This window comes from Pontibacter sp. GD7 (genome assembly GCF_058216375.1).
On record NZ_JBYZMP010000005.1, the window covers coordinates 275,182 to 287,077 of the forward strand.

General features: G+C 45.0%; 8 protein-coding genes. 6 read left to right on the plus strand and 2 right to left on the minus strand.

Translation table 11 applies throughout. The features are described 5' to 3' along the window. Window positions 1-202 precede the first annotated feature (202 nt). Entirely contained in the window at window positions 203-826 is a 624-nt protein-coding gene (trpF, locus tag AC4BAP_RS10295) for a phosphoribosylanthranilate isomerase (RefSeq protein WP_490582558.1), read from the minus strand. A 235-nt stretch (window positions 827-1,061) separates the two neighbouring features. Between trpF and mnmA the strand changes: the two genes are divergently transcribed. From mnmA to AC4BAP_RS10320, 5 genes are read left to right on the plus strand one after another with little or no spacing between them, the layout of a single operon-like run. Then, entirely contained in the window at window positions 1,062-2,207 is a 1,146-nt protein-coding gene (mnmA, locus tag AC4BAP_RS10300) for a tRNA 2-thiouridine(34) synthase MnmA (protein WP_490582559.1), read from the plus strand. Window positions 2,208-2,213: 6 nt separating this feature from the next. Then, window positions 2,214-2,945: a hypothetical protein gene (locus AC4BAP_RS10305; protein WP_490582560.1), complete on the plus strand. Its 732-nt coding sequence runs from the start codon at window positions 2,214-2,216 to the stop codon at window positions 2,943-2,945. A 3-nt stretch (window positions 2,946-2,948) separates the two neighbouring features. Then, window positions 2,949-4,601 carry a S8 family serine peptidase gene (locus AC4BAP_RS10310; RefSeq protein ID WP_490582561.1) on the plus strand — a complete coding sequence of 551 codons (1,653 nt, stop codon included), beginning with the start codon at window positions 2,949-2,951 and terminating at the stop codon, window positions 4,599-4,601. A gap of 44 nt (window positions 4,602-4,645) precedes the next feature. Next, a complete protein-coding gene (gene rpe / locus AC4BAP_RS10315) occupies window positions 4,646-5,299 on the plus strand; it encodes a ribulose-phosphate 3-epimerase (protein WP_490582562.1) in 654 nt (217 codons plus the stop codon). Between the two features lie 16 nt (window positions 5,300-5,315). Further along, complete coding sequence (locus AC4BAP_RS10320; protein ID WP_490582563.1) at window positions 5,316-7,751, plus strand: TonB-dependent receptor; 2,436 nt, start codon at window positions 5,316-5,318, stop codon at window positions 7,749-7,751. 265 nt (window positions 7,752-8,016) lie between these two features. On the opposite strand, the gene AC4BAP_RS10325 is transcribed toward AC4BAP_RS10320, so the two are convergent. Continuing rightward, window positions 8,017-8,883 (minus strand): DUF2911 domain-containing protein, encoded by an 867-nt coding sequence (locus tag AC4BAP_RS10325; RefSeq protein ID WP_490582564.1) that lies wholly within the window; start codon window positions 8,881-8,883, stop codon window positions 8,017-8,019. Window positions 8,884-9,536: 653 nt separating this feature from the next. Here AC4BAP_RS10325 and AC4BAP_RS10330 point away from each other — a divergent pair. After that, window positions 9,537-11,896 (plus strand): YDG domain-containing protein (locus AC4BAP_RS10330; protein WP_490582565.1); only part of this gene is annotated, 2,360 nt, incomplete at its 3' end.

An 11,896-nucleotide genomic window follows, 5' to 3' on the forward strand; every position in this document is an offset into this window, starting at 1 on the left:
TTTGGGAGGTAGAGAGGTTATACAGACCTCGCAGCGTCCGAAGGTCCTGCGAGCGTCTAAAATTTAGAAATGAAAAAAGTAGCTTTATTACACCTCCTGTTTAAAAACTCGTTCTACATAAACAAAACGGCCTGCTGAAGTATAAATCAGCAGGCCGTTTTATTAAATCGTTTTATCAATCAACAATTCAACAAGTCAACCATTAAGCTTCTTCAATTTCTTCGAAGATCTCCTGCAGCTCATCAAAGTCTTTTAGGCCAGGCTTGATTTCGTGGCCGCCTTGCAAACCGATACCAGACGGTTTGATCTGTTGTAGCGTTTCGTTGATGTTGTTTTTATCCAGGCCGAAACCGATGTAAACTTTGAACTGCTTGGCCAGTTGCTTCAGGAATTTGGTGTTGGTTTCGTCCACAGAGCTAAAGTCGTCAGAGTAGATGATGAATGAGTCTACAACCGAATTGTAAAGCTCCATCATTTCCAGCAGCTCGCTGTCAACTGTGTCCTTATTGATAAATATCTTCTGAATAACAGGGCGGTTGATCTCTTCGATCTCATCGATCAGGTAGGGGGTATCTAACTGTATGTAGCTCAGGTTAAACTCCTCGGCCATTTCATTGATGATCTCAGGCTTAGCGCGTTCAAACTCACCAACTAATTGTACTCCGGATACCCATCCGGCAATCTCTTTCAACGTTTCCGGCTGCACACGCTGCGGGTCATCCAGCTTAAGATTAAAGCCGATCATGTCAACGCCCATGCCTGCACAATAGCGTGCATCGCTTAAATTGTTAATTCCGTTTACGATTACTGAGGTGCGTAGGGCCATTGTACTATAATTTTATACTTGGGTAAACTGATTTTATTTTGTGTTTCAAAGTAAGCTTCTAAAATAAAATAATGCTACCTTTTTTGCATATTTTTTATACCTCTGCTAACGCTTTATGCGGCTTTTTCTTATTTGTAGCTACAATATTTGAGCACCTGAATCTTTATTACTCTGTTGTTGTTGCTATATTTGTGAAAAATTAATAAAGAATCGTGTTTTAGTTTATCCAATATAAATGAGTACAAAAGGAAGGGTGCTGGTAGCCATGAGCGGCGGTATAGATAGCTCGGTGGCGGCAGTAATGTTACATGAGCAGGGGTACGAAGTAATAGGCATGACCATGAAAACCTGGGATTATGCCTCCAGTGGCAGTAGCAAGAAAGAAACTGGCTGCTGCAGCCTCGATTCTATAAACGATGCCCGTAACATTGCCGTTAACCTTGGTTTCCCGCATTATATTATTGATATACGTGATGAGTTTGGTGACTATGTAATCAACCATTTCACGGATGAATACCTAGCCGGACGCACGCCAAACCCATGTGTGCTGTGTAATACGCATATTAAATGGGATGCTTTGCTGCGCCGCGCAGACCAACTGGGTTGCGATTTTATCGCGACGGGTCACTACGCCAATATTCGTGAAGAGAATGGACGCTATGTGATTTCTAAAGGGTTGGACGAGAACAAAGATCAGTCGTATGCTTTGTGGGGTATTTCGCAGCAGAGCCTGAGCCGCACTATTTTCCCGCTGGGCAAACTGCACAAGACCGAGATACGCCAGATGGCGCTTGATCGTGGCTTTACTGAGTTGGTGAACAAGCCGGAGTCGTATGAGATATGCTTTATTCCGGATAATGATTACCGTGGTTTCTTAAAGCGTCGTGTTGAGGGCCTGGAAGAGCAGGTAGCAGGCGGTGAGTTTGTGCTTGAGGATGGCACTGTTGTTGGTACCCACGAAGGCTATCCGTTTTATACGATTGGTCAGCGCAAAGGGCTTGGCGTTGCACTGGGTTTCCCGGCTTATGTTACACGCATTGATAAAGAAGCCAACCGCGTGGTGCTGGGTAATTTTGATGAGCTAGCCAAAAACGCGATGACTGTGGGTAAACTGACGATGGGCAAGTATGAGAACCTGATCGACAAACCATTGACCACGATCACGAAGGTGCGTTACAACGACCCGGGTACGGAGGCCATTATTGAGCAGGAGGGAGATAAAATGAAAGTACACTTCCTGCGCGGTGTGCATGCCATTGCCCCTGGTCAGGCAGCTGTATTCTACGAAGGCGATGATGTTGTTGGCGGTGGCTGGATCGAAACAAACTATAATCTGGATAAAGAGTATAACCTGGATTTCAAACTTAATGTGCTGCAATAGCAACGTATGAGAAAAGCACTGTTATTCTGTTTCTTGTTATTAACCGTAGCTATTACAGGCTGCGAAACGACCTATCTGGAACATGATCCTGAAAAACTTGGTCTTGATTACTACCCGATCAATAAAGGTGATTTTAAGATATATAAGGTCGTTGACATCAAGTATCAGAATAACGTTGCTACCAAAGACAGCTTTGAAATGCGTGAAGTAGTAGATACTACTTTTGTTGACCAGACCAACACGCTGAATTATAAGATCGTCCGGTCCATAAAGCGCTATAACCAACCTGAATGGGTAGAAGACTCTGTCATGACGGTTACCAAGTCTGATAAGTATGTAGTGCTTACAAAAGACAACACAAAGTATGTAAAAATGGTGTTCCCGGTAGAGGAGGGGAAAGTATGGTTAGGTGATGCCTTGAACAGCAGGATAATCAATAACTTAGAAACTGATCCTTTCCTGCGCAAGGAGCATTATACTTTCTCGTCCCTTGGAGAGCCTTTTACTGTCATGGGTACTACTTATCCAAATACGGTTACAGTAATACAAGGTAAACCTCTTTTAACCCCTCTATTGCTCGATGATCGTAAGGAAGTTTATGCGAAAGGTATCGGCAGGGTATATCGCCTTTTTAATAGAGTAGTATTATGCAATGATACCGGATGTAGTCAGGTTGAAAATTATAAGCAAAGCGGCCACGAGCGCCACGAAACCCTGATCAAGTACGGAAGCAGATAAACCATGCGCCAGATACTGCTCTACATAACCCTGCTGTTAATTGTGTCTGTAAATACAGCCAATGCGCAGGCAAACGTACCAGAGCAGAAAAGGCTTATATATTTTACCGACAAAAACGGCTCCCCATACTCTTTGCAGCAACCGTTGCAGTTCCTTTCCCAGAAGGCGCTGGATCGCAGGCAACGGCAAAGTATAAGCCTAAAGGAACGCGACCTACCAGTTAATCCTGCTTATGTACAAGGGCTAAAGGACAAAGGCGTTAAAGTATGGTATACTTCCAGGTGGTTTAATGCCGCTGTGGTGGAGTGCTCTGATGCCAAATTAGCTGAACTGCAGACACTGCCTTTTGTTAAAAACTCCACAACCTTAAACAAGTTTATACTTCCCGAAGACAACACGCTTGGACTTATTCAGAACGCAGTTTCCAGTTTTTCAAAAGAGAGTACTTCTGACTCAAAAGCTACTTATGGCCTTTCCTTTCATCAGGCCAACATGCTGGGTACGGTAGCCTTACACGAAGCCGGCTTTAAAGGTGCAGGTATGACCATTGCGGTTCTGGATGCTGGTTTTCCAGGGGTAAATACAATCGAGGCCTTCTCGCATTTGTTCCAGAACGATAAGATCAAAGGCACCTTTGATTTTGTGCTGAAGCAGGAGAATGTTTACGGGGCACACTCGCATGGCACTTCAGTTTTGTCTACAATGGCGGCTTTTGAGCCTGGTAAGATCATCGGTACGGCATATGAATCAAACTACCTGTTGCTAAGAACTGAGGATGCCGCAACTGAGCATACCATAGAAGAAATTAACTGGCTGCTGGCCGCAGAGTATGCCGACAGTGCCGGTGCCGATGTGATCAACTCCTCGCTGGGTTACAATATCTTTGACAGCCCCTCCAGAAGTTATACTTATAACCAGATGGATGGCAATACTTCCATTGTTGCCAGGGCCGCTGATCTAGCGGCTGCCACCGGGATACTGGTAGTAACCAGCGCTGGTAATGAAGGGAACAGTAGCTGGAGGTATATTTCCTCGCCGGCTGATGCTGACTCTGTGCTTGCCGTGGGGGCCGTGGATTCGCTGGGAGTGAAGGCAGGCTTTAGCTCATTTGGGCCAAGCGCGGATGGGCAAATTAAACCGGATGTGGTGGCCCTGGGGAAGCTGGCTTATGTGCTGTCAGCGTCCGGAAAGCTGGGTAAGGCCAACGGTACGTCTTTCTCCGGACCTATAGTGGCTGGTTTTGCAGCGAGCCTTTGGCAGGCTAACCCATCCAAAAGCAATTACGAAATGATCCAGCTTATACAGCAGAGTGGGAGCCAGGCCACAAATCCGGATAATAGTACTGGCTTCGGAATTCCGAGCTATAACCGGACTCTTACATCTCTGGGCAAATTACCGGCACAAAATAAGGTGCTGGTCACCAATCCGGTTACAGATAAGCCCATTATACTTATACTTGGCCAGGACTGGCTGGTTCGGCCACTTGAGGTGCAGGTTTGGGATGCCACCGGCAAAATGCTACTGAGGCAGCAAATTAAGCAACCAGTCGTTGAGCAAAAGCTTAGTATAGAGCCGCTTTCCTTGAAAAAGGGCCTGTATGTGTGCCGCGTTACCAACGGGAGCAATACCACCACCGTGCGATTTATTAAACTATAATACCTTAAAAAAATACTTTAGCCAAAAAAGTTACCTTTGCAGGCATGAAACCTATAATAGCCCCCTCTGTACTTGCCTCCGACTTTGCCAACCTGCAATCGGAAGTGGAAATGCTTAATAAAAGCCAGGCTGACTGGCTGCACATCGATATCATGGACGGACGCTTTGTGCCGAATATCTCTTTTGGTTTTCCGGTGATGGAAGCCATTAAGAAGTATGCGCAAAAGCCCATGGATGTGCATTTGATGATCGTAGAGCCGGAGCTTTACATTGAGCGATTCAGAGCCGCCGGAGCCGATACTATTTCTGTTCATATTGAGGCCTGCAACCACTTGCACCGCACAATACAGCAAATTAAAGCAACAGGTGCCAAAGCCGGTGTAGCTGTAAATCCGCATACTTCCGTAACTTTATTGGAAGATCTGATCCAGGACCTTGACCTTGTTTGCCTTATGTCCGTAAACCCTGGTTTTGGCGGGCAGAAGTTCATCGAGAACACATACCGTAAGATCGAGTCGCTTAAGAACATGATCATACAGCGAAACTCCAGTGCTTTGATCGAGATTGATGGTGGCGTGAATGAACAGAACGCACCGCTGTTGCTGGAGAAAGGGTCTGATGTTTTGGTGGCAGGCAGCTTCGTATTCTCCTCCGCAGATCCGATCCAGACAATCGCTGACTTGAAGAGCTCAAAATAAATAAACTAAACTGCTTATGCTGAAATACCTGTCGGTGTGTATCCTATTGCTTTTGCCGTTAGGTGTTTCAGCACAGCAGGCTTATGTTGCTGGCAAGGTCAGGAGTGTTTCCGGTGAGCCATTGGAGCTTGCCACGGTAAGTATAAAGGGCACTACCACAGCTACCCAGACCAACGAACAGGGAGCCTTTAAATTAGAGGTGCCTGCCAGTCGACAGTTTATACTTGTAGTAAGTTATGTTGGCTTTAAACAGCTGGAGCGCACCTTGCAACTGGCAGCCAATCAAACCCAGAGCCTGACGTTTAACCTGGAGCCTGATCCGCAGCAGTTGGGCGTGGTGAACATCCGGGGCAAAAACAACAACGATACCCGCGAACAGGTTAGTGTAACTAAACTCGATCCGCGGCTTACCCGCAACCTGCCATCGGCTTACGGCGACTTCAACAAAATACTGGTAACACTGCCCGGCGTAACCAGCAACAACGAACTTTCCAGTACTTACTCGGTCAGGGGCGGCAATTACGATGAAAACCTGGTTTACGTTAACAACATCGAGATTTACCGTCCCTTCCTGATCTCTGCGGCGCAGCAGGAGGGGTTAAGCTTTGTAAATCCCGACCTGGTGCAGGACATTGAATTCTCGTCGGGGGGCTGGCAGCCCAAGTATGGCGACAAGTTGTCGTCAGTGCTAAGTATAAAGTATAAAACTCCACAGAAATTTGCCGCATCTGTAACTGGTGGGCTAACGGGCGGTTCCGTTCATGTAGAGTCTGCCTCTAAAAATAAAAAAGTTACCTATCTGCTTGGGGTTCGGCATAAAACCGGCCAATACATGCTGCAAGGTTTGCAAATTGACGGCGCGTATCGCCCAAACTTCTCTGATGCCCAGGCTTATGTAACGTATGACCTCAGCAAACAGGACACTGAAAAAGGAACTACTACATTAGGTATACTTGCCAGCTATGCCCATAATAACTTTTTGGTCATCCCGGAAAACCGGGTAACCACCTTTGGTACCCGCCAGACGCCGCTTCGCTTATACGTTGGTTTTGATGGACGGGAGCTGATGGAATACCGCACTTTCCAGTCTGGCCTAAACCTTAATCACAGGTTCTCCAATAACTTCAGTAGTGAGTTTATACTTTCTGGCGTGCAGTCAAGAGAGCGTGAGTTCAGGGATCTGGAGGCAGGGTACAGGCTAAGCGAGGTAAGTGTAAACTCCAATAACCTGGGCGAGGATGAGCGTACCAGGGGAGTAGGCAGTCAGTTTGACCACTCGCGCAACACATTGCTTGCCCGATTCGCCACTGCCGAAACCAGGAACAATTGGCGTTTGAGCCAGCGAAGCATAGTACAGTTCGGTGTTAAAGCAGGTTTGGAGGATATTGAAGACAAGTTATCGGAGTATGGTTTTGTGGATTCAGCAGATTTTGTGAAGCAAACTTATTTGCTGAATTCCGACCTGAACCTGAACAGCATGCGCTACAATGCCTACGCGCAGCATACTTACGACCTTGATTCGCTTAAAACGATCACCTATGGCATCAGGGCCAGCTATTGGGGCTTTAACGGAGAGTATACTATTACGCCACGCGTGCAGTATTCCTTCATCACCAGACAAAACCCTGACCTGTCGTTTAAGGCGGCTGTGGGTTTATACTACCAGCCACCGTTTTACCGCGAGCTTCGTTATTTTGAGGGTAACCTGAACGAAGATATTAAAGCCCAACGCTCAGTACATGCCATAATAGGCTCTGATTACCTGTTTAAGGCCTGGGGCCGCGATTTTAAGTTCACCGCCGAAGCTTACTACAAGCACATGACCAATGTGATACCGTATGATATTGACAATGTGCGTTTGCGTTACTATGCCCGAAATAATGCCAAGGCTTATGCCACTGGCCTGGACATGCGTATCAATGGCGAATTCATCTCGGGGGCAGAATCCTGGCTTAGCTTGGGTCTGATGCAGACAAAGGAAAACGTATCCGGCGACTCTACTTTTGTGTATGCGAACAACGGCGAGATAATCGGAAAAAGGGAAGTAGGCTACCTGCGCCGGCCAACAGACCAACTGGTTAACATCGGTGTGTTTTTCCAGGACCACCTACCAGACAATCCAACCATCAGAATGTACCTGAACCTGGTGTACGGCAGCGGCTTACCATTTGGCCCGCCACGCCAGCCGGAGTTCCGCAACTCCTTCAATGGCAAATCCTACAAGCGCCTGGATCTGGGTTTTTCTAAAGTGATCGTGCTGGAAAGTGAACTGGTAGAGCGAAAAAAAGTAGCCCTGCAAAGCCTTTGGGTTGGCCTAGAGGTTCTTAACCTGATCGATGCCAACAACAGGATATCTTATACTTATGTGCAGGATGTGAACGGACTTACCTATGCTGTACCAAATTTCCTAACCGGCCGCCGACTTAATTTAAGGTTTGTAGCCACTTTTTAAAAACGATAAGAGCTATCATTACCTCTTCCAGAATCATAGCCATTTCATTCTACTATTTTCTGGCGCGAATCTCCAGATTCGTGACTAACATGTAATGTTGAGTCCTCCCGAGTCTGCGCTCGGGACAGGCATCATCAACTGGCTCGGAGAGCCTAAAAACAGGTCAAGAGTAAGGCTACTTACAGCCAAAGTATAGATTTTATTAGAATGAAACGGCTTTACTCCTAGTAGGAGCCGGGAGTGAGTGAATCGCAATATGAGGTACTTACTTTATCTTCTTCCAGCTGTTAAAGGCAGATTCTATTTCTTTGGCGTAGGTTTTATAAGAATCAGGTTCTTCTGTGCCTAACTTAATTGCTTTAGCTGTTAAGCTGGTTGCCATCTCATATTCTTTGTTAAGTGCGTACAGCTTGGCTTTAATCCAATTGTTAAAGAAGTTATCTTTTATAGCAATGGACTTATTGATCCATTCAAGGGCCTTTTGATGGTGTTCACGGCGTGGCAGCATAAACTCAGCGCATTGTGCCCAAATATACCAGTCATCAGGTTCGGCTTTAGCCAATGCCTGATTAATATTGGCAAGCGCCTTTTTTTCCACTTCCGTTTCAATGTTTAGCGTAACGGTGATGTTTTCCCAGCTTAGGTTTAATTTGCCCTTGTTCGAGCTAATATCTGAGAACTGAAACTGCATGGTCTCCTGAAAAGGTGATTTAGCAGGCTTTACATCCAAATAAGCCACATCATTCAGTTCACTGTACCCCTCAAGGCCCCATAGTGTGGTATCTCTGTTCAGGATCACGTTCCAGGTAGAGTCGCTTTTAGGAAGCAGGAAAAAAGAATACGTACCAGCAGGCACACGTTCATTATTCAGAAACACCTCGTCAGAAAAAGAGATAAGCGTTGCCTCGTTGGCACCGGCACGCCACATAGTACCATAAGGCACCAAAGCGCCAAATACCTTTCTGCCTCTCACACTAGGTGCATGGTAACTAACCGAAATTTCGGTTAAGCCGATCGTCTGCTTTACATAGGCATCCGGACTTGCCTGTGGCAACTTAAGTTGAGCTTCAGCTGAAAAAGCGACTATAAAAAAGAGCAATGCTACTATGCTATACTTCAAAAGGCTTGTCATGAACGAGAAAAGTTTTTTATGGTAAAAATTTACCTGAAAAAATTATGCCACTAATAGAGGCACTTACCCTTAACATGTAAAAATAATGAAGATTTGTTACAATAGCCTGCAGTCTTCTTCAATTGTTACATACATAACAATAGCTATTATTTAATAGAATGGTTAAATACCTATAAATAATTGTATAAAATAAATGTTAATGGTGTAACTATTTTTAAAATAGTGGTGTATAACTCTTGAAATCGTCATACTATATTTTAGTAGCACTCAAAGTTAGTCCCACTGAATATATGAATAGCACTATTTTAAACTTTTAGCATTTAGGTAGGCCTCAAAAGTCCTCCGATAATTAGTATCGCAGCTCACGTTTTTAGTGAGAGCTATACTTTTCCCTTAATATTTGTGCTTTTACCACTTAATCACTTGCAAGTCAGGGTGCCAGTTTAAGATGCTGATACTTTGGCTTATCTGTGGTTGTTACAGGCTTTTCAGCATTTATTTAAACTCTAATTCTAACATTCAACCCAACATTTATGCATGTTAAACTTTTACTAAAGAACATGGCTAAATTCCGGCTGCTCTATATTGCAGCCCTTTTAGCCTCACTGTCGTTCCTGGGCGTCCGCGCCTTCGACACCTATCAACCAACCGTTATGTCCGACAAAGATGATTACGCACCGGGGGAGGTCGCTATCATCACCGGTTATGGCTGGACGCAGGATAACTTAGTGGACATACACTTTGAAGAGACACCTGCCTACCATGGTGATCATCAGCATGATTACCATGATACTCAAGTTAACGCCGATGGTAGTTGGCGGATTGAGTATCCGATAGAGGATAGGCATTTGGGTGTTGCTTTTGAGGTGATTGTAAAAGGTAAGCATAGTGGGGTTGAGGCCAGGACTTATTTTACGGATGCAAATATAACTGTTGACGCTAGTAATTTGCCTTCAGGGACTTCCTTGAAAGTTTATTACCGCTTAGGAAGTGGTATTAACGATCCAGCTGGTGAATTCACATCAACGGCAAGCTTCACTCCACCCAATACTCCTACAACTTTTGTTGCAAATAATAATCAGGTGCTAGATGTATTCTATCCAGACATTATCTTGAATGGAGAAACATATAGAAGTACGTTAATAAATGTAGCTGGCTCAGATTTGACTTCTACTAACGCAACTATAATTGTAAATGGTGTAAATATTCCTGGTTCTAATGTAAGGTATACAATGCCTAACAATTCTGCTAAAACTTTCACTGGAAAATATGTTAAAGTATGTACACCACCATCTATATCAACTCAACCAGTTTCCGAAACTGTAACCTATGGAGAAAATGCTTTTTTCAGTGTTTCCGCTACCGGAACTGGTACGTTGAACTATCAATGGCAAGAAGGCTCAGGTTCACCAATAAGCTGGTCAAATATAAGTAATGGAGGATTTTACTCAGGAGCGTCAACCGCAACATTGACGCTGACTAAGCCTACTTTTGCCATGAGCGGCAGAAAATATAGAGTTGTTGTAACTGGGGCATGTAATCCTACAGCTACAAGTGATGGAAGTGCTACTTTGACAGTAAATCCCAAACCTATTACTGTTACTCCGAACGCTGGTCAAAACAAAATATATGGAGATAGTGATCCAACATTTACTTACACTCCAAGTGAGACTTTGATCTCTGGTAACAGTTTTTCAGGTTCTTTAGGGCGCGTTGCTGGTGCAGACGTTGGAGAATATGATTTTAACATCGGTACCCTATCTGCTAGCCCAAATTACAGTGTTACTCTGGCCACTTCTACCAATGTTTTCACCATTATTCGAAAACCTTTATCTGTTGATAGCTCTGTTTCATCTAAAACCTACGATGCAACAACATCAACTGGTCCCGTTACACTCGGTACTATAACCGGTTTAGTTGGTAACGAAACACTTAATATCAGTGCCTCTGGCCAATACTCAAATGCTAATGTTGGAAGTGATAAGACAGCAACCATTTCTTATACCCTTTCTGATGGTACTAATGGTGGTAAAGCATCAAACTACTCCTTGGTACCAGTAACAGCCATAGGTAGCATTACAGCAAAGCCTCTAACTATGAGCGGACTTAGTGTGCCATCGAGCAAGCCTTATGACGGAACGACAGTAGCAACTGTAAATGGAACACCAGCCTTACAAAATGCTATAGCGCCTGGCTCAGGTACAGCAACAGATGGTAAGCCATTTACAAATGATGCAGTGTCTATTTCTGGAACAGCCATTGGCACTTATAATAGCAAGAATGTAGCAACAGCCAGTACAGTAACTTTTAGTGGTTTGAGCTTAAGTGGTGCTCAGGCCGGAAACTATACATTAACTATACAGGCACCAGTTTCTGCAACAATTACACAAAAAGGTATCACAGGTTCATTTACAGCTGACAATAAAGAGTATGATGGCAATACAGAAGCCACAGTTCTTACACGCAATCTAAATGGTGTTGTAGCTGAAGATAATGTTAGTCTTGTAGGTGGTACAGCTAGTTTCAGTGATAAAAATGTTGGAAATGGTAAGACTGTGACTTTAACTGGTGCTGCTTTTGCTGGTACTGATGCTAGCAACTACAACCTGGCCTCAATAGTCACTACAACAGCTGACATCTCGGCAAGAGCCCTCACGGTAACCGCCAACACTGACAGCAAGGAGTATGACGGAAGCGCTACTTCTTCGGTAGCACCGACAGTGCCAGCCCTTCAGTCTGGTGACCAAGTGGCAACTGCTCCAACGCAGTCCTTCGACAACAAGCATGTAGGGACAGCCAAAGTGTTGACAGCAACAGGTCTTGTGATCAACGACGGCAACGACGGCAATAACTACAGCATCAGCTACGCAGCCAACAACACCGGTGCGATTACGGCAAGAGCCCTCACGGTAACCGCCAACACTGACAGCAAGGAGTATGACGGAAGCGCTACTTCTTCGGTAGCACCGACAGTGCCAGCCCTTCAGTCTGGTGACCAAGTGGCAACTGCTCC

What these genes read in the sequence shown, in the direction of transcription:
- AC4BAP_RS10305 (WP_490582560.1), top strand. Translation starts at nt 2,214, where the DNA reads ATGAGAAAAGCACTGTTATTCTGTTTCTTGTTATTAACCGTAGCTATT.
- mnmA (WP_490582559.1), top strand. Translation starts at nt 1,062, where the DNA reads ATGAGTACAAAAGGAAGGGTGCTGGTAGCCATGAGCGGCGGTATAGAT.
- rpe (WP_490582562.1), top strand. Translation starts at nt 4,646, where the DNA reads ATGAAACCTATAATAGCCCCCTCTGTACTTGCCTCCGACTTTGCCAAC.
- trpF (WP_490582558.1), bottom strand. Translation starts at nt 826, where the DNA reads ATGGCCCTACGCACCTCAGTAATCGTAAACGGAATTAACAATTTAAGC.
- AC4BAP_RS10320 (WP_490582563.1), top strand. Translation starts at nt 5,316, where the DNA reads ATGCTGAAATACCTGTCGGTGTGTATCCTATTGCTTTTGCCGTTAGGT.
- AC4BAP_RS10310 (WP_490582561.1), top strand. Translation starts at nt 2,949, where the DNA reads ATGCGCCAGATACTGCTCTACATAACCCTGCTGTTAATTGTGTCTGTA.
- AC4BAP_RS10325 (WP_490582564.1), bottom strand. Translation starts at nt 8,883, where the DNA reads ATGACAAGCCTTTTGAAGTATAGCATAGTAGCATTGCTCTTTTTTATA.